A 19,456-nucleotide genomic window follows, 5' to 3' on the forward strand; every position below is an offset into this window, starting at 1 on the left:
TTATCACCTACATCTCTATTTTATCTATATAAAGTATTCCATCCAAATGATCTATTTCATGGCAGAAAGCTCTTGCTAAAAAATCTTCACCTTCTAAAATAACTTGTTCTCCATTTTCATTCATAGCTTTTACTTTAACATATTTAGGTCTTCTTACTTTTGCTTGTTCATTTGGAACACTTAAACATCCTTCATATCCTAAAATTTCTCCTTTTTTTTCAATTATTTCAGGATTTATTAAAACTATAGGACCTTCGCCTATATCAACAACTACAAGTCTTTTAAGTATACCAACCTGCACAGCTGCAAGACCAACTCCATTTGCTTTATACATTGTTTCTTTCATATCTTCAATTAGAGTTAATAATCTCTCATCAATCTCACTTACTTTTTTACTTTTTTTTCTTAATATCTCATCTTCTTGAGTTCTAATATTTCTTATAGCCATAAATTAAATCTTCCTTTCATTTCTTACTAAATAATTTTACACTCTAAATAGCTATTATAACATAATATATTTTACAGCATATTATTAGGATTTACATCCATACCTATCCTTATATCATTATAATTATCATTTATATTTTCATAAATAAAATTTTTTATTCTTAATGGAATTTCTTCATCCAAATTACCTTTTATAATAATTTGCCACCTATAAAAGTTTTTTATTTTTGAAATACCACATGGACATGGTCCCAATAATAACACATCTTCTTCTTTTAAAAATTCTTTTAATCTATATCCTAACTCTTGAATTTTTTTAATTAATATATCCTCTTTCTCACTACTAAAATTTATACACATAATTTTAGAAAAAGGAGGATAATCCATTATTTTTCTTATTTGTAATTCTTCTTTTATAAAACTTTCATAATCATTATTTGCTGCATATTTCACACTATAATTATCAGGGTTATACGTTTGAATTACAACTTTTCCTGATTTTATCCCTCTACCAGCTCTTCCTGAAACTTGCGTTATAAGTTGAAATGTTTTTTCTGTTGATTTATAGTCTGGTATATTAAGCGATAAATCCGCTGCTACTATTCCCACTAATGTAACATCTGGAAAATCTAAACCTTTTGCTATCATTTGTGTGCCTATTAAAATATCCGCTTCTTTATTTTTAAAAGTCTTATATATCCTTTCATAGGAATTCTTTTCTCTAGTAGTATCAAAATCCATTCTTAACGTTCTAGCATGAGGAAAAGCTTTCCTCACTTGAGCCTCTAATTGCTCAGTTCCTATACCAAAATGTTTTACATACTTACTATTACATTTAGGACAAACCTTAGGTTGTGCCACCTTACTTCCACAATAATGGCAATTTAGTGATGAATATGCATTATGATATGTCAAAGAAATATCGCACTTATCACATTTAAAAACATATCCACAAGACCTACAAGATACAAAAGTTGAATATCCTCTTCTATTTAAAAATAAAATAATTTGATTTTTCTTCTTCAATTCCTCATCTATATCTTTATATAATTCTGAACTGAATATAGTTCTATTTCCACTAATTAACTCTTCTCTCATATCTATAATCATAGTACTGGGAAGATTTGAATTTACTGCTCTGTTTTTTATAGATAAAATTTCATATTCACCAGTTAATGCCTTATAATAACTTTCAATTGATGGTGTAGCAGAGCCTAAAATCAATTTACATCCTTCAAGCTCACACTTCATTTCGGCTATTTCTCTTGAAACATATTTAGGGTCACTCTCCGACTTATAACTAGTCTCATGTTCTTCATCTATAACAATCAATCCTAAGTTATTAAATGGTAGAAACAAAGCAGATCTAGCTCCTATTGCAACCTTAACTTTATTAAATTTTACTCTCATCCACTCATCAAACCGTTCGCCATCATTAAGTTTACTGTGAAATATAGCTACATTCTTTCCAAATCTACCTTTAAATCTTTCTACCATTTGTGGTGTAAGCGCAATTTCTGGAATTAATATAATAGAATCTTTTCCTAATTGAATCATTTTAGAAACTAAATTCATGTATATCTCAGTTTTCCCACTACCTGTAACTCCATGTATTAAAAACTGTTTCTTTTCAGAATTCATAATTGTATTTACCGCATGCTTTTGCTCTTCATTTAAAACTTTACTTTCATACAACTTATATTCTTTGTCATTATATCTATTTACAACACTATCTTCTATTTTAAGTACGTCATGTTTTATCAATGTATTTATAGATGATAATGAAAATTTATTATTATTTACCAACTCACTTTTAGTAAATTCAGCATTATTTTTTTTTATAAAATTATATATGTTTATGTAATTTTCTTTTAAATATTTTTCTGTTAATTCACTTTTGATTGCTACTACAGACTTAACTTTAAATTTCATACCTTTTGTTATTCCGTTAGGAATTATAACTTTTATAGCTTCTAAATAAGTGCATAAATACTTTTTTCTCATAAGCTCTATAAGTTTTATATCACTAGATTTCATTAATGAGAATTCATCACAGATGCATTTTATAACTTTTATTCTTTTTATATTTTCACTTTCAACATAATTATCATCATAAAAATCCATAACGAAACCATCTATATACTTATTTCCCATACCAAAAGGCACTTTTACTCTCTGTCCTAATAATATCTTATCTTGTAATTCACTTGGAATTTTATAAGTAAATATTCTATCAAGTTTTACTGCATCATTATTTACAACAACTCCAGCAAATTTTTTCATTATAACATCCTACCACTCATAAAAGCAAATTTTAAACTCTAACTTTTCAGCTAAATGTAAATAACCTTAAGTTCATACTATTTTACATATAAACTTTTTCTCATCACAAAAATTTTGCTTAGTAGTAGTACCTCCTTTCTTGTTAAGATTCATTATAAAATAAAAAGCGACTCATGTCGCTTTTTATTTTATATCTTCATTAATTATATCAAATAATTTTTCTGCCACTTTCTTTTTAGTCATAACTTCTAATGGAATTACTGTCTTATCCTTTTTTATGATACTGACTTTATTAGTATCACATCTAAATCCAGCACCACTTTCAGTTATATTATTTGCAACTATATAGTCTAAATTTTTCTTATCTAACTTTCCTTTTGCATTTTCAATTAAGTTATGACTTTCTGCTGCAAATCCAACTAAAATTTGATTTTTCTTTAAACTTCCTAATTCTTTTAGAATATCATTATCTCTTATAAATTCTAAATTTAAAGCTCCATCATTTTTCTTTATTTTTTCATTAGAATAACATTTAATTTTATAGTCTGCAACTGCTGCTGACTTAACTACTATATCACTATCATCAAAATGCTTCATAACACTTTCATGCATTTCTTCATTTGTTTCTATATTTATAACCTCTATACCTACAGGTTTTTTTAGATTTGTTGGTCCAGAAATAAGTGTTACTTTTGCACCTCTATCTCTTGCTTCTTTTGCTATTGCATAACCTGTTTTTCCACTAGAACCATTTGTTATATATCTAACTGGATCTATTTTTGATATAGTTGGTCCTGCTGTTACCAATACTTTTTTCCCTTGCAAATCTTTCTTACTATTTAAAGCACTTAAAATTTGTTCAGCTATAATATCTGTTTCTTGTAGTTTTCCATCACCTACATCACCGCAAGCTAATCTTCCACTAGCTGGGCATATAAAATCATATCCAAACTCCTTAAGCTTAGATATATTAGACTGAACTATAGGATTATTATACATATTAGTATTCATAGCTGGTGCAAATATAACCTTTGCATGTGTTGCCATTATAGTTGTAGATAACATATCATCTGCTATTCCATTAGCAACTTTTCCTATTATATTTGCTGTAGCTGGAATTATTGCCATAACATCTGCTTTCTTTGCTAAAGAAATATGTTGTATTTCCCAAGCCTTTGGTTCTGCAAACATATCTGTAACCACCATATTTTGACTTAAAGATTGAAAACTAAGTGGTGTAACAAACTCTGTTGCTGATTTAGTCATTATAACATGGACATTCACATTTTGCTTTTTTAGTCTACTTATAACATCTAAAGCTTTATAAACTGCAATTCCTCCACATACTCCTATAACAACTGTTTTTGATTCACTCATCTTACTTTACATCCTCATTATCTTCTTTAACATAAAGAGCATCGGCATCTATTTCCTTAACAGCTATTGTAACAGGCTTTACAGAATCTGTTTGAATTAATGGTTCTGATCCATCTATTAGCTGTCTAGCTCTTTTAGATGCTGCAACTACTAGTGAATATCTATTTTCAACTTTATTTAATAAATTAACAACTGATGGGTTAATCATTGAACTATTTCTTTTCATAATTAAAACCTCCCTAAAATTTCATCTTTTATTTTATATACTCTACATTTTTCAGCAACAATAATGCTTTCAATTTTCTTTACTGCCCTATGAACTTCATCATTTACTACTGCATAATCGTATTTTGATGCAAAAGATATTTCATCATAAGCAGCACTTAGTCTAGTTTTTAAAGATTCTGGTGTTTCACTTCCTCTATTTGTTATACGTGACTCTAACTCTTCCATAGATGGTGGTAATATGAATATAAATATGCCATCTGGATATGCAGATTTTATTTTTAATGCACCCTGTATGTCTATTTCTAGTATTACATCTTTTCCTTCTTCTAGCATCTCAAAAACTTTTGATTTTGGAGTACCATAAAAATTACCATATACTTCAGCATATTCAAGAAAATCATTATTTTCTATTCTCTCTAAAAATTCTTCTCTAGAAGTAAAAAAATAATTTACTCCATCAACCTCACCATTACGTGGCTTTCTTGTTGTAGCTGAAACTGAAATCCATATTTCATTTTTTTCTAATAAAGCTTTGCACACAGTACCCTTTCCAGCTCCTGAAGGCCCCGATATAACTAATAATTGACCTTTACTATTCATTTTATTCATCTTCTTCATCTATATGATGATCTTCGTCTTTTGATGATAATCTGTGTGCAACTGTTTCTGGTTGAACTGCTGATAATATAACATGATCACTATCTGTTATTATTACAGCTCTTGTTCTTCTTCCATATGTAGCATCAATAAGCATACCTCTATCTCTTGCCTCTTGAATTATTCTTTTTATTGGCGCTGATTCTGGACTTACGATTGCAACTAATCTATTTGCTGAAACTATATTGCCAAATCCTATATTAATTAATTTTATACCCATTAGTACCTCCTGTTATTCTATGTTTTGAACTTGTTCTCTGATTTTTTCTATTTCACTTTTTATTTCTAAAATTACATTAGTAATATTTAAATCAACAACCTTTGAAGCTATTGTATTTGCTTCTCTATTCATTTCTTGTATTATAAAGTCAAGTTTTCTACCAATAGGTTCATTTATAAGTAAAGTTTCCTTTACTTGACATATGTGACTATTAAGTCTTACTAACTCTTCATCAATTGCAGTTTTATCTGCAAGTAATGCAACTTCCATTGAAAATCTATTTTCATCTATATTAGTATCTTGTAATAGGTCATTTAATCTTTTTCTTAATTTTTCCCTATACTCATCTATCATTTTTGGAACTCTATCTTGTATATTGTCAACATACTCATTTATTAAGTTACATCTAGAATTTATATCTTCACTTAATTTTTTTCCTTCCTCTTCTCTCATTGAGACAAGAGCTTCTACCGCAATATCTAAAGAAGCCTTAAGTTCTTTCCATACCTCTTCTAAGTCTTCTTCATTTTGCTTTAATGTTATTGCCTCTGGAAGTCTTGCTAAACTCATTACTGAAATATCATCTCTAACTCCAGTTAATCCCTGAATTTCTTTCAAACAATTTAAATAGCTTTTAACAAGATTTTCATTTAAAACAGCTTCTACATTTTCCTTTTCTACAGATTTTTGAGTTATAAAAACATCTACTTTTCCTCTTTTAATTTTTTCACTCAAAACTTTTCTTATATTATCTTCTAATGAAATTAAAGCTCTTGGCATTCTAACATTTAATTCAAAATATCTGTGATTAACACTTTTTATTTCTACAATAAAATTTGAGTGCTCACAAGTTGCACTCCCACGCCCAAAGCCCGTCATGCTTTTAATCATAAACCAACGCATCCTTCCGAGTTCTTTGTAAATTCTCTATTCACTCTATTATACAAAATTTACATTGTCAATTTCAAGCTAAAAATACATGAATTATTTAGCATTTCCGATTAATTTGTAGAAATCTAAAGTAAAATTAATTTTTTTACAGTAAATCATGTTTTATTTTTACTATTCCCATAAATATAATATTAACTAATTATATCATATTCTAAACTCTCTTATAAAAAAACATCCTTAAATCTTGTAATATCCTCTACAAATTTTAGTTACTTTATTCAATATTAGTTTAAAAATTTAAAAGATATGGATAAAATATTTTATATTTCTGTATTTAACCTAAAATACTAAAATATTATCCATATCACAATTATCTAGTTATATTTTATACAATTTAAAAACATATACTATAATTTTTATAATTTTTACTGGTATTTGTCAAGTCTTGAAAGACATTTTTCTATAACCTCAGAATTTTCAGTTAAGGATATCCTAAAATAATCATATCCAACAATCCCAAAAACCTCACCTGGTGTAACAATTATTCCATATCTATTTAACAGTTCTAAACAAAATTCATTTGAAGTATATCCTTTAGGAGTTCTACACCAAATATAAAATGTTCCCTTTCCATCAAAAAATTTTATATTTTTTTCTTTTAAAATTTTTTTTGCAACTTCTTTTCTTTTGCTATATTCTGAAACTATTTCTTTATTATACTCTCTATTTATTGATAAAGCCTCTACTGCCGCTTTTTGAATTGGTATAAATTGTCCTGAATCTAAATTACTTTTTATATTAGATAATCTTTCTATAACTTCACTATTTCCAACTGCATATCCTATTCTAAATCCTGTCATATTATATATCTTAGATAAACTTCCAAATTCAATACAACGTTTTTCTTTATCAAATTGTAATAAACTTATAATTTTTTCATCTTTATCTACTATTTCATTATATGCTGAATCATTACATAAAACCAAGTTATTTTTATAACTAAATTCTATAAGTTCTTCAAACCCTTCTTTATTTGCAACTGCTCCTGTTGGATTATTAGGATAATTCACAAACATTAATTTAGCTTTTTCAGTTATTTTTTGTGGTATCTCTGAAGTTTCAATTAAGTATCCCTTATTTTCTTTTAAAGGTACACTATATGGAATGCAACCCCACAATTTAGTAGCTATCTTATACACTGGGTAACCAGGATCAGGAACTATAACATAATCACCTACATCACACACAGAAGGTACTATATTGCTAATCCCCTCCTTTGATCCTATTAAAACTACTACCTCTTCCTTAGTTAAATTTACATTGAATACATTGTGATAATATTCTATTATCTTATACTTTAACTCTTCAATACCTTCATATGGTGGATAATTATTAAAACCTTCTAAATTTAAACTTTCTACAAGTGCTTTTTTTATGTTTTCATGAACTGGCATTTTAGGATCACCAATACTTAAATCAAAAACTTCTTCTCCATTTAAAGTTTTAGTTTTCTTTAAAAGATCTAAATTTTTAAAATGATATTCTCCAATATCAATAATTCTATTATTTAGTTTCATAATCATAATCACCTTACAATCTATTTTAATGATATAAACTATGTTATTCCAATAATAGTTAAATTGTTACATAAATAGAAGTTTTACTTTAAAATACTCTATTAATTTCTATTTTAGTATAAGAATATTTATATATATACAAATAAAAAAGTTGTGAAAAAGCAAATTTCAAATAACTTTATCACAACTTATTTTCAATTAATAAATTTGTTTTATAGGGTTCCAAGTTGAAACTTTAAATAATAGTTTTTCTCAAATGATACTACTAATCTTACAGTTTATTCTATTATAATATTTGGAACCAATTAACAATTAACAGTTAACAATTAACAATGATAGTTAATATTACTCACTTTGTTCTTAATATTTATGAATAGAAATACATAAAAACTACGTTTTTATATTGTTTTCAACTAATTTGCTGTGCAAATTATCATAAAAATTGATTTAAATAAACTGAGACTTCAGTTTTATCCTTCATTGTTAATTGTTCATCGTTAATTGTTAATTTTGAATAACACTTCAAATTACTCTTTCTCAACTAAAACATGAATAACTTAAAGTTTTAACTTGGATTCCTATATATGGTCATAGTTATTAAGCAAGAATAATCTTTATTAGAAAAATCACTGCAAGTATATACATAACATACGAAACTTTTCTCTTCTTCTCTGAAAAAATATTTGATAATAAACTTAATATTGCATAAGATAATATTCCTACAGTTAACCCATCTCCAATACTATAAGTTAATGGCATTAATGCTATTGTTAAGAATGCTGGAACACCTTCTACATAATCTGAAAAATCTATATTTTTTATACTATCAATCATATAAAATCCTACCACTATTAAAGCTGGAGCTGTTGCTGCAGATGGTATAGCTACAAATAATGGTGAGAAGAATAATGCTATTAAAAATAATATTCCTGTAACTACTGATGCAAGTCCTGTTCTAGCTCCCTCTGCTACACCAGCAGAACTCTCAACAAAAGTTGTTACTGTTGATGTACCTAATACTGCTCCCATAGTTGTTCCAACAGCATCTACTATTAAAGCCTTTCCTGCATTTTTAACTCTGCCCTCTTCATCTACCATTCCAACCTTAGAAGCCACACCTATCAATGTTCCAACCGTATCGAAAAAGTCTACAAATAAAAAAGTGAAAACTATTGTCATAAACTGAAACAAATGTTCTTTGCTATTTAAGAAAGAGAAATCTAACTTAAATGCTATAGGTTTTAAAGATTCATACTTAAAAATTTTTTCTGGCACTCTTATTCCATATTCCAAAGCAGCCTCTGGTGATATAATTGCAAATGCCCATGCTACAATTGAACTCACTAATATTCCCCAAAGTATTGAACCCTTAACATTCTTTTTAGATAATAGTACTATTGTAAATACTCCTACTGCTGTAATTATCACTGTTGGAGTAACTAAATGTCCCATTGATACAAATGTGTCTTTATTTGCAACTACTATTCCTGCATTTTTAAACCCTATAAATGCAATAAATAATCCTATTCCTGAAGTAACTGCATATTTTAAATTAGTTGGTATTGCATTAACTACTTGTTCTCTTACATTAGTTAAAGATAATATAATAAATATGATTCCTTCTACAAACACCGCTGTTAATGCAGTCTGCCAAGATATTCCCATACCAATTACTACTGAAAAAGCAAAGAACGCATTTAACCCCATACCTGGTGCTAAAGCAAATGGTAAATTTGCATACATCCCCATTAATATTGTTGTTAATCCAGCTGTCAAACAAGTTGCTGTTACTATTGCACCTGGAGCCATTCCTACTCCATCAGCTCCTAATATGTTAGCATTAACAGCTATTATGTATGCCATAGTTAAAAATGTTGTAATTCCCCCTATAAATTCCCGTCTTACATCTGTTCCATTTTCTTTTAGATTAAAATAACTCTCCATCTTACCCTCCGAAAACATAAATTTTATAATTTAATTGTCTAATAAAACACAATCCACTTTTAAAATCTAATTTTTAATTTAATAACTTCTATTTAATTAAAACTAAAAAGTCGCTAGTATAACCTAGCGACTTCTATTTTTCTTAATATTTTCTATATCACCAAGTCATATTATTCGTTTAAAAGCAAACTTTGTTTATTATTTTTATTTTTTCGTTCACCTTTTCCTTGATTTAATGATATCAATTCTTTTAATCTATGTCAATGAAATTTACGTATATTTTTTTATAAATTTATTTTTTTGTTCGTATTAGTAACGTCCATTTTCAAAAATTTCTCTTATTTCATCAATACTGTTAGTTTTTCCTAATGCTATGATTAATTTTATTCTAGCTTTTTGTCCTGGCATATCATCTCCAAAAATTACACCAGCTGTTCTTAAGTCTTTTCCACCGCCTTCATATCCATAGCTATCTAAAACTCTTCCTCTATAACATCTTGAAACTAGCACTACAGGAATACCTTTACATATCGCATTCTTCACTGATGCCGCCATTTTTGGTGGTATGTTTCCTCTTCCCATAGCTTCAATTACTAAGCCTTTTGCACCATTTTCAACACAAAAATCTACAAGTTTTCCATCCATTCCTGCACAAGCTTTTATTAAATCTACATTTGTTTCAATTTTATCAGTATCAATATAATCATGATCTAAACTTTCTCTATAGAAATGAGCTTTATTATCATCAACTATACCAACTAATCCGAATTCTGGACTTTCAAATGTATTCAATTTCATTGAATGAGATTTAGTAACCTCACTAGCTGCGTTTATTTCATCATTTAAACATACAAGTACACCTCTACCTCTTGACTCATCAGAAATAGCTGTGCAAATTGCTGCTGATAAATTAGCTGGTCCATCATATCCAAGTTCTGAGCCATTTCTCATTGAGCCTGTAACAACAACTGGTTTATCACTATTTATTGTTAAATGCAAGAAATATGCTGTTTCTTCTAAAGTATCTGTTCCGTGTGTTACAACTACACCATCAACATCATCTCTATCTAAAAATGTTTTAACATAGTTAGATAATTCTAGCATAAGTTCTGGTGTAACATGTGGACTTGGTAATGATGAGAAATTATGAGATTCAACTACTGCATGAGATTCAATCCCAGTTACCATTGACATAACTTCTTCCCCACTTAAGCTTGGTACAGCTGCATGAATTCTTTCATCTACTTTCATTGCAATTGTTCCACCATTAAAAATAACTACTACTTTTTTCATTTATTATGTACCTCCCGAATTTAGGTAAATTATCTAAATAGAACTAATTTATGCCCTTCTAGATAAAATATAATTATAAATACTATATTTTGCAACTTTTAATACTCTATTAATAATTATTTTACAACATATTTAAAATATTTCAAAGTAATGTTTTTATTTATAAATATTAATTATTTTCAAAAAAATGAATTATACTATTCATTAATATTTTTATTTGCAGTATTTTTATCTTTTTGAAATTACTATATATCTTATTTTTTCATTGTTGTATATTTTTCATACAAAAATATCTCAGAATAAAATAATTATATTATTTTATTCTGAGATATTATCATTTCTACGAATTATATCTTTTTATTTCGTTATAATATTATGCAAATTAATCCTCCACTACCTTCATTTATTATTTTTTGCAATGTTTTTTGAAGTTTATGTTGTACATCTTCTGGCATTTTATATAACTTACTTTGTAAACCTTCTTTAACAATTTCTTCTAATGGCTTTCCAAACATATTACTTTGCCAAATTTGAGAAGGATCATTTTCAAATTGATCTAATATTGATTTATAAAACTCTTCACTTTGCTTTTCTGTCCCCATTATAGGAACTTCTGTTTCTATATCAGCTCTTATAATATGAAGTGACGGTGCTGAGGCTTTTAATTTAATGCCTTTTCTACTTCCGCTATTCACAAGTTCTGGAACTTCTAATCTCATTTCTGACAATTGAGGTGCAACTAATCCATAGCCTGTATTATTAACTTCTATTAATGCATCTTTTATCTTATCATATTCTATTTTCGCTTTATGGAAACTTTCAATAGTTTTTAATAATTCACTTTCATTTTTAATATCCAAGTTGCATGTTTCACCTATTATTCTGTAAAACAATTCTTGTTTTGGAATTATATCTAATCTTGAAGTTCCATTACCCATCTTCATTTCTTTTACTTTTATATCTGATAAAAATTCTATTCCTTCGAAACATTGTAAAGCTTTTTTAATATCTCTAACTTTAACTATGTCTTTGCTCATACTTCTAAGTATAGTCATGATATTAACCTTTAACCAATGTTTGCTGTCAAGGTCTTCTATCCATTCTGGCATGTCTATGTTAATTTCCTTAACAGGGAACTCTTTAAGTACATCATTAAATATGTCTGATACCTCTTTTTCACTCATTTCCATTATATTCACTAACTGAACTGGAATGTCATATTTTTCCTGCAATTCTTTTTTTAACTCTTTACTTTCTGGGGCATCAACATTTTTACAGTTGCATACTATTATAAATGGTTTATTTATAGATTTTAATTCTGCAACAACTCTTTCTTCTGCTTCTATATAATCTTCTCTATTAAGTCCAGTAACTGATCCATCTGTTGTTACCATAATACCTATAGTTGAATGATCAGTAATAACTTTTTTAGTTCCTATTTCTGCTGCTTCCTCAAAAGGTATTTCATGATTAAACCATGGTGTATTTACCATTTTAGGCACATCTTGTTCATTATATCCTATTGCATTTTTTACTATATACCCAACGCAATCCACCATTCTAACCTTAAATGTAGCACCATTTTCAAGTTTTACTTCTACAGCTTCATTAGGTACAAACTTAGGTTCTGTTGTATGAATAGATTTTCCTGATCCACTTTGTGGAAGTTCATCTTTAGCTCTCTCCTTCTTATGATCATTTTCTATGTTAGGTATAACCATCATTTCCATAAATCTTTTTATGAAAGTTGATTTTCCAGTTCTAACTGGTCCAACTACACCTACATATATATCTCCTTGTGTTCTTTCTGCTATATCATTATATATATCAAAGTTTTCCAAGTTCCACCCTCCCATAACTAAATATTTACATTATATATATATTCCTAACATTTCTTTTATAGACTATTTTTTAATAATATTATCTTAATCTTTTGTGTACTTATTTGTTTTCTCTTCAATTAAAAGTCATGAATGATATTTTTTGTTTTAATACCTGATAATTAAGTTTTCTTCTACCCTATAATACAAGTTATTATGCTTTAAATATAAAAAGAACTATAAAATTAAGTTGTTAACTCTAATTTTATAGTTCTTTTTATATTTATATATTTTCAGATTTATTTTTACTATTTTTTATAAGTTGATTTTTTGTAGTAAACCCTGTAACTATAGCATTTTGTTTACATACTTTAGCGCATTCTCCACATCTTATACATTCCAAACTGTTAGGATTTTTATATACTTCTATATTCATCTTGCATTTTCTTTCACAAGCTTTACATCCATTGCATTTACTTTTATCTATATCCATTTTATAAAAACTTATAGGATTAAATACTGAATATATTGCCCCTAATGGACATATATATCTGCAAAATGGTCTATATATTATTATTGATAATAATATAGTTATAATTAAAATAAATACTTTCCATTGAAACAAAAATCCCAAAGTTGCTCTTAAGGGCTTATTTAATATTGCTAGTGGTATACCCGCTGTTAATGTACCTGATGGGCATATTAATTTACAAAAATAAGGACTTCCCATACCAACATCATTAACCCAAAACATAGGTAATATAATTACAAACACCATTAATATTACGTATTTAAAGTATTTCATTATATTATTAATTTTTTTATTTACTTTAATCTTCTTAAATGGAATTTTATTTAATAAATCTTGTATAAGTCCAAATGGACATAAAAATCCACAGATAAATCTTCCAAACAAAACACCAAAGAACATCATTATTCCTATAACATAAAGAGAAAGATTATATTTCATACTTCCTATAACCGCTTGTAATGAACCTATAGGGCATGAGCCTAATGCTCCTGGGCAAGAATAACAATTAAGTCCCGGAACACAAGCTTTCTTGGATTTTCCTTTAAATATTGTTCCATTTAAAAATCCATTTATATTACTGTTTGTAAGTATAGTTGTAATTATTTGTGTTATTCTTCTTTTATCCAATTCCTATACACTCCAAACATATATTTATAGCTTTTTGTAATACCATATTCGCCTCATCTCTATATACCCCAATAACTATAAATGAAATACTCATAGCTAAAATAGAATATTTCAAAATCATCTTTTTCATACCCACTTACTCCCTAAATAAAATTAGTATAACTTTTCTATTTTAAAACTTCTGAAATTATTTTCTTATACTCATCTTTTCCTCTTCCACCTATAATAGGATCTCCAACTATTTCGCCTTTGTCATTTATAAATAATATTGTTGGCGTTCCTACAACATCTTTTAATATACCTTTTTCCAACTTTTCATCTGGAACTATATTCGTATATGATACTCCCTTTTTTTCTAATATTTCTTTTGCAACCTTAGTAGTTTCTTCATCTTTAGCATTATTTACAACTCCTATAAGGTTTATTTTTTCGTTTTTAAGTTCTTTGTATAACTCTTCAAGTTCTGGCATTTCGCTGACACATGGTCCACACTCAGTTCCCCATATATCAATCATAGTTAATTTATAATCTTTAAACATATCTGAAGAAACTTCATTACCTTTAACATCTTTTGAATTAAATTCTACAATATTGGAAGATTTTATTTTATCCATTTCATCTTTTACAGTAACTATATCAATAGTTTTTATACTACTTTTTATTTCACTAACTTTAGCTAAATATTCTTCATATTCTTTCTTTTCTTCATTATTTAATCCCTTAAGACTTTCATCTTTTCCTCCAAACATTAAATAATATTCTATATTTTTTTGTTCTCCTACTTTTTCACTATTATTATACTTAACTTTTAATTCATCTAAAGTTTCCTTTTTCACTTTATCTTTTTCTACTGCAACTATTTCAAATAAAGGTTTAAATACTTCTCCCATCTTTTTTGAATACTCTTCAATTGACTTTTGTTCCTCTTCTTTAGTCAATTTTTTATCGTCAGCTAATTTACTTTCATTTTCCTTTGAAAAGTCTTGCATTTCTTTAATTCCTCTACTACTTGCATATGTACCAACTACCGTTCCATAAACTCCATCATTTCCTTCTCCAGTTGCCATTATGTCTACAATTCCCTGATTTTCTTTCATTTCATTAAATCCTTCAGGTTTAGTAAACGCTATTCCCATATTGTCAAATTCCATTATGTTTTCGTTCTTTTCTTCTTTATTACTTTGTTCTATTTTTTTATCATTTTTTACTGTTTTATCGCTATTTCCACATCCAACCATTGAAAATGGTATTATTGCTACTATCATTAATGCTAAAAATCTCTTTTTCATTTAAATCTCTCCTTAAATCTTAGTAAATATTTTTTTATCTTACAAAATTTATTATATATTCATTAACTTACATAAAAATAACATTAACCTTAATTTAACCTTACATATAAACTTGTAGATAATTTTTATAATTTTAAACAACAAAATAGAACTTAAACTTTAATAAAGTTAAGCTCTATTTTTATCATTTTTTCTACTCTATATTTTGTTCATCCTTTTTATCTCTGGACATTAATTCATATACACCATATTTAGGATCTTTATTTTCAAATAAAACTTTATATAAAGTATCTGTTATTGGCATTGAAACATTGTCTTTACTTTTAAGTTCATAAAAAGCACGACAAGCTTTGATTCCTTCTACAACCATACCTACTTTTTCTGTAGCTTCTTCAGCACTAAGTCCTTCACCTATAAGAATTCCTGCTCTTCTATTTCTACTATGCATACTAGTACAAGTAACTATTAAGTCTCCCATTCCTGTAAGACCATTAAAAGTTTCTCTCTTTCCACCTAGTTTTACACCTATATCTATTATTTCACTCATACCTCTTGTCATAAGTGCTGCTTTTGTATTATCTCCATATCCTATACCATCTGAAATACCAGCTGCTAGTGCAATTATATTCTTACATGCTCCACCTATTTCAACACCAATAATATCACTATTAGTGTATACTCTAAATTTATTAGACATAAAAACATCCTGAACTATTTTTGCTGCATTCATATCTTCTGACGCAACAACTACTGTAGTAGGTATATCTAGTGCAACTTCTTCTGCATGAGATGGTCCACTTAAAACTACAACTTCTGAAATTGGTATTTCCTCTTTTATTATTTCAGACATTCTTTTAAAAGTTTTATTTTCCAGTCCCTTAGCTACAGTAACCAAAATTTGATCCTTATTTATATATTTCGAAGCTTTTTTACTAACATCTCTTATAGCATGAGATGGAACTGCCAAGACTACTATTTTACTATCTTTAATAGCACATTCCATATCACTATAAGCATTAATATTATTCGGTATAATTATATTAGGTAAATATTTTATGTTTTCCCTTCTTAAATTAATATCCTCAATTGTATTATTGCTATGAGCCCAAATAGCTACTTCTATACCCTTTTTAGCTAACATAACACTTAATGCAGTTCCAAAACTTCCAGCTCCTAAAAAACATACTTTATTTAAATTCATAAATTACACCTCCAAATTTATTTAAAATTTCTAAATAGAATTTTATACTCAATATTTTAATTTTTCTAATAAAAATCTATGATTTATTTATTTACATTATTAACTTGTTATTTAACTAAATTTTTTCAAATTTATACATAACCTTAATAAGTTATCCTATTTTAAATATAAATAAACTTCATTTAGTATGTTATTATATAATATCATACTAAATGAAGTTTTAAAATTCTAATCTTCTTTTCTTTGTCTAAATATTAATTTTATACCTGTACCCTTAAAATCAAAGCTTTCTCTTAATTGATTTTCTAAATATCTTTCATAAGAGAAGTGAAGTAAATTAGGATCATTAACAAAGAATATAAATGTTGGTGGTTTAGTTCCAACTTGTGTTACATAGAATATTTTTAACCTTCTTAGCGCAACTATTGGTGGTTCTTTCATAAGTACTGCTCTACTTATTACATCATTTAAAACGCCAGTTGCAATTCTTTTACTGTAATTACTATAACAGTCTTTTGCAACTTTAAGAACTCTATTTACTCTTTGACCAGTTTTTGCAGAAATAAATAGATATGTAGCATAACTCATAAATGATAATCCTTTTGCTATATTAGCTTGGAATTCTTTCATAGTTTTGTCATCTTTCTCAACCAAATCCCATTTGTTAACAATTACCATTATAGCTTTGTTTAATTCATGTGCATATCCTACTATTTTTTCATCTTGATCACTTAAGCCTTCTGTAGCATCTATCATTAATATACATATATCTGCTCTTTCTATAGCTGCAAGTGTTCTAACTACACTATATCTTTCAATTTCTTCTTTTACTTTGCTTTTTCTTCTTAATCCAGCAGTATCTATTAATATAAATTTGCCTTCTTCTGTTTCTAATTTACTATCAATAGCATCTCTTGTTGTTCCTGGAATATTACTAACTATATTTCTATCTTCACCTAAAAGTCTATTTATTAATGAAGATTTACCTACATTAGGTTTTCCTATCATAGCTATTCTTACATATTCATCATCTTCTTCATTTGCACCATCACTATTAAAGTGTTTTACAACTTCATCTAGCATATCACCAAGTCCTAATCCTTGTGATGCTGATATAGTAACAGGTGTTCCCATTCCTAAGTTATAAAACTCATACGCATTATCTTCTAATTCTATTCTATCAACTTTATTTACAACTAAAACTATAGGCTTGTTGCTTTTTCTAAGCATTTGAGCAACTTCGTAATCTGATGGATGAAGTCCAGCTTTTCCATCTACAATAAATACGATAACATCCGCTGTCTCAACTGCTATATTCGCTTGTCTTCTCATTTGAGCCATTATAATATCTTCATTAGTTGGTTCTATACCACCTGTATCTATCATTGTAAAATTATGATTAAGCCATTCAGCCTCTGCATAAATTCTATCTCTTGTAACTCCTGGTGTATCTTGAACTATAGCTATTCTTTTTCCTGCTAATTTATTGAATAATGTTGATTTACCAACATTAGGTCTTCCAACTATAGCAACTACTGGTTTTCCCATATTTAATCCTCCCTTAACTGTTCATTAATTATGTTTATAAGGTCATCACCTGAATAATCACATATTAATATTTTTCTTTCTAAAATTTCTTCTAATTGTGCAACAGTGTAATCATCTAACAATAATCCATTACCTTCATCACCTAATTCATATCCTCTTTTCAACATGTTATTAGGCATTATTATGTATTCTCCAAGAACATTTTCTTTAGCTGCTCTTATTATATCACTTCCTGTTAATAATCCCGCTACCGTTATTGTTCTTCCAAAGAAGTCATTTTCAACCCCTATAACATTAATAGTTATATTAGAGTTTACTTTCATTATTTTTTTTGCAGCATCTTTTATAAATCTCTCTGCGGAAACTCCAGTAATTATAGTAAATGTTCCTTTTCCAGTTTCATTTAAATTATCAACATCAGTTTCAATGGTATTTTTAAGCATTCGTATCATACCTATTCCATCTTCTAATTGTTCATAATTTCCATAATGTTCTTCACTTGGAACTTCCATGTCTGCCATTACATAAAATTCATCTGATAATCTAACAAAAGGACTTCCAGTTTCTTTTATATATCTTTCTTGTAATTTTGAAACATATACTATAAGATCTTTTGAACTTTCTTTATCAAATAATTTTAGTTTTGCTAAACTTTCTCTATACTTTGTAACCCCTAATGGCACAACAGCTAGATTTTCTATATTAGGATATAACTTATATAAATCCTCAATAGTTCTTATAAGTTCTTCACCATCATTTATGCCTTTACAACAAACAATTTGAGTATTAATTTTAATACCTGCATTTGCAAGCTTTTTTAATATATCATATATATTACCTGCAAATCTATTATTAAGCATTTGCTTTCTTAATTCTGGATTCGTAGTATGTACTGAAACATTTATAGGACTAATTCTATATTTAATTATCCTATCTATGTCTTCTTCTTTCATGTTTGTTAATGTTAGGAAGTTACCTTGTAAAAAAGATAATCTAGAATCATCATCTTTAAAATACAAAGTTTTTCTCATTCCCTCTGGCAATTGATCAATGAAACAGAATATACATTTATTATGACAACTCATAGGTTTATCTAAAATTGCTTCTTTAAAAACTATACCTAAATCTTCATCATAATCCTTTTCTATTTCTATTTCCCATATTTCACCATCAGGCTTTTCAACTTCTATTTCTAAGTATTCATCTGTAATTAAGAATTTGTAATCTATAATATCTTTAACTTCATTTCCATTAATACTTAAAAGTTTATCTCCACTTTCAATTTCTACTTCTTCTGCTATGCTATTAGGAAGAACTTTTGCTACAATATTTTTCATTTTCTTCCTCCTTATCTAAAAATTATATAGGCTAGTTTTAAATAATATATATTATTTTTCTCTATACTATATATGATTATGTACAATTTTACAGATATATATAACTTATATCCATATTTAAAGCTATCTATACCATTATGTTATAATATATTAATTAAGCTTATTAGTCAATATACGTATTGAAA

At 27.5% G+C, this 19,456-nt stretch carries 17 protein-coding genes; all 17 read right to left on the reverse strand.

The genetic code is table 11. The features are described from left to right. Positions 1 to 7: 7 nt before the first annotated feature. The 17 genes from def to AC07E4_RS17800 all read right to left on the reverse strand — a co-directional run bounded on the left by def (position 8) and on the right by AC07E4_RS17800 (position 19,271). Complete coding sequence (def, locus tag AC07E4_RS17720) at positions 8 to 448, reverse strand: peptide deformylase (protein WP_478217069.1); 441 nt, start codon at positions 446 to 448, stop codon at positions 8 to 10. Positions 449 to 519: 71 nt separating this feature from the next. Then, positions 520 to 2,730 (reverse strand): primosomal protein N', encoded by a 2,211-nt coding sequence (gene priA / locus AC07E4_RS17725; protein WP_478217070.1) that lies wholly within the window; start codon positions 2,728 to 2,730, stop codon positions 520 to 522. A gap of 183 nt (positions 2,731 to 2,913) precedes the next feature. Next, the gene (coaBC, locus tag AC07E4_RS17730) at positions 2,914 to 4,107 is read right to left on the reverse strand and encodes a bifunctional phosphopantothenoylcysteine decarboxylase/phosphopantothenate--cysteine ligase CoaBC (RefSeq protein ID WP_478217071.1); all 1,194 of its coding nucleotides are present in this window, start codon (positions 4,105 to 4,107) and stop codon (positions 2,914 to 2,916) included. Position 4,108: 1 nt separating this feature from the next. Then, a complete protein-coding gene (gene rpoZ, locus AC07E4_RS17735; RefSeq protein ID WP_040330727.1) occupies positions 4,109 to 4,333 on the reverse strand; it encodes a DNA-directed RNA polymerase subunit omega in 225 nt (74 codons plus the stop codon). A gap of 2 nt (positions 4,334 to 4,335) precedes the next feature. After that, positions 4,336 to 4,935, reverse strand: a complete 600-nt coding sequence (gene gmk, locus AC07E4_RS17740; RefSeq protein WP_040330765.1) for a guanylate kinase — start codon at positions 4,933 to 4,935, stop codon at positions 4,336 to 4,338. 1 nt (position 4,936) lies between these two features. Then, positions 4,937 to 5,212: an extracellular matrix/biofilm regulator RemA gene (gene remA / locus AC07E4_RS17745; protein ID WP_040330728.1), complete on the reverse strand. Its 276-nt coding sequence runs from the start codon at positions 5,210 to 5,212 to the stop codon at positions 4,937 to 4,939. Positions 5,213 to 5,224: 12 nt separating this feature from the next. Then, positions 5,225 to 6,103 carry a YicC/YloC family endoribonuclease gene (locus tag AC07E4_RS17750; protein ID WP_040330729.1) on the reverse strand — a complete coding sequence of 293 codons (879 nt, stop codon included), beginning with the start codon at positions 6,101 to 6,103 and terminating at the stop codon, positions 5,225 to 5,227. Between the two features lie 425 nt (positions 6,104 to 6,528). Then, positions 6,529 to 7,680, reverse strand: coding sequence for an aminotransferase class I/II-fold pyridoxal phosphate-dependent enzyme (locus AC07E4_RS17755; RefSeq protein WP_101541727.1), 1,152 nt, complete (start codon positions 7,678 to 7,680; stop codon positions 6,529 to 6,531). 597 nt (positions 7,681 to 8,277) lie between these two features. After that, positions 8,278 to 9,624: an NCS2 family permease gene (locus AC07E4_RS17760; protein ID WP_081771080.1), complete on the reverse strand. Its 1,347-nt coding sequence runs from the start codon at positions 9,622 to 9,624 to the stop codon at positions 8,278 to 8,280. A gap of 309 nt (positions 9,625 to 9,933) precedes the next feature. After that, positions 9,934 to 10,917 (reverse strand): asparaginase, encoded by a 984-nt coding sequence (locus AC07E4_RS17765; protein WP_478217072.1) that lies wholly within the window; start codon positions 10,915 to 10,917, stop codon positions 9,934 to 9,936. A 365-nt stretch (positions 10,918 to 11,282) separates the two neighbouring features. Beyond that, the gene (gene spoIVA / locus AC07E4_RS17770; protein ID WP_478217073.1) at positions 11,283 to 12,758 is read right to left on the reverse strand and encodes a stage IV sporulation protein A; all 1,476 of its coding nucleotides are present in this window, start codon (positions 12,756 to 12,758) and stop codon (positions 11,283 to 11,285) included. Between the two features lie 262 nt (positions 12,759 to 13,020). After that, positions 13,021 to 13,896, reverse strand: coding sequence for a 4Fe-4S binding protein (locus AC07E4_RS17775; protein WP_040330735.1), 876 nt, complete (start codon positions 13,894 to 13,896; stop codon positions 13,021 to 13,023). After that, positions 13,889 to 14,026, reverse strand: coding sequence for a CD1871A family CXXC motif-containing protein (locus AC07E4_RS17780; RefSeq protein WP_430829543.1), 138 nt, complete (start codon positions 14,024 to 14,026; stop codon positions 13,889 to 13,891). Before AC07E4_RS17780 ends, AC07E4_RS17775 begins: the two co-directional genes overlap by 8 nt. Positions 14,027 to 14,063: 37 nt before the next feature. After that, positions 14,064 to 15,185, reverse strand: coding sequence for a TlpA family protein disulfide reductase (locus AC07E4_RS17785; protein ID WP_478217074.1), 1,122 nt, complete (start codon positions 15,183 to 15,185; stop codon positions 14,064 to 14,066). A gap of 193 nt (positions 15,186 to 15,378) precedes the next feature. Further along, positions 15,379 to 16,386, reverse strand: coding sequence for an NAD(P)H-dependent glycerol-3-phosphate dehydrogenase (locus AC07E4_RS17790; RefSeq protein WP_478217075.1), 1,008 nt, complete (start codon positions 16,384 to 16,386; stop codon positions 15,379 to 15,381). Between the two features lie 228 nt (positions 16,387 to 16,614). Then, positions 16,615 to 17,934: a ribosome biogenesis GTPase Der gene (der, locus tag AC07E4_RS17795; RefSeq protein ID WP_478217076.1), complete on the reverse strand. Its 1,320-nt coding sequence runs from the start codon at positions 17,932 to 17,934 to the stop codon at positions 16,615 to 16,617. Positions 17,935 to 17,936: 2 nt separating this feature from the next. After that, complete coding sequence (locus tag AC07E4_RS17800; RefSeq protein ID WP_040330738.1) at positions 17,937 to 19,271, reverse strand: radical SAM protein; 1,335 nt, start codon at positions 19,269 to 19,271, stop codon at positions 17,937 to 17,939. Positions 19,272 to 19,456 lie beyond the last annotated feature (185 nt).

The organism is Clostridium amazonense, from assembly GCF_056431285.1.

Bases quoted from the DNA above. Each gene is read 5' to 3' on its own strand.
- AC07E4_RS17760 (WP_081771080.1), bottom strand. From the start codon at position 9,624: ATGGAGAGTTATTTTAATCTAAAAGAAAATGGAACAGATGTAAGACGG.
- AC07E4_RS17790 (WP_478217075.1), bottom strand. From the start codon at position 16,386: ATGAATTTAAATAAAGTATGTTTTTTAGGAGCTGGAAGTTTTGGAACT.
- priA (WP_478217070.1), bottom strand. From the start codon at position 2,730: ATGAAAAAATTTGCTGGAGTTGTTGTAAATAATGATGCAGTAAAACTT.
- rpoZ (WP_040330727.1), bottom strand. From the start codon at position 4,333: ATGAAAAGAAATAGTTCAATGATTAACCCATCAGTTGTTAATTTATTA.
- gmk (WP_040330765.1), bottom strand. From the start codon at position 4,935: ATGAATAGTAAAGGTCAATTATTAGTTATATCGGGGCCTTCAGGAGCT.
- AC07E4_RS17785 (WP_478217074.1), bottom strand. From the start codon at position 15,185: ATGAAAAAGAGATTTTTAGCATTAATGATAGTAGCAATAATACCATTT.
- AC07E4_RS17800 (WP_040330738.1), bottom strand. From the start codon at position 19,271: ATGAAAAATATTGTAGCAAAAGTTCTTCCTAATAGCATAGCAGAAGAA.
- der (WP_478217076.1), bottom strand. From the start codon at position 17,934: ATGGGAAAACCAGTAGTTGCTATAGTTGGAAGACCTAATGTTGGTAAA.
- def (WP_478217069.1), bottom strand. From the start codon at position 448: ATGGCTATAAGAAATATTAGAACTCAAGAAGATGAGATATTAAGAAAA.
- remA (WP_040330728.1), bottom strand. From the start codon at position 5,212: ATGGGTATAAAATTAATTAATATAGGATTTGGCAATATAGTTTCAGCA.
- coaBC (WP_478217071.1), bottom strand. From the start codon at position 4,107: ATGAGTGAATCAAAAACAGTTGTTATAGGAGTATGTGGAGGAATTGCA.
- AC07E4_RS17780 (WP_430829543.1), bottom strand. From the start codon at position 14,026: ATGAAAAAGATGATTTTGAAATATTCTATTTTAGCTATGAGTATTTCA.
- AC07E4_RS17755 (WP_101541727.1), bottom strand. From the start codon at position 7,680: ATGAAACTAAATAATAGAATTATTGATATTGGAGAATATCATTTTAAA.
- AC07E4_RS17765 (WP_478217072.1), bottom strand. From the start codon at position 10,917: ATGAAAAAAGTAGTAGTTATTTTTAATGGTGGAACAATTGCAATGAAA.
- AC07E4_RS17750 (WP_040330729.1), bottom strand. From the start codon at position 6,103: ATGATTAAAAGCATGACGGGCTTTGGGCGTGGGAGTGCAACTTGTGAG.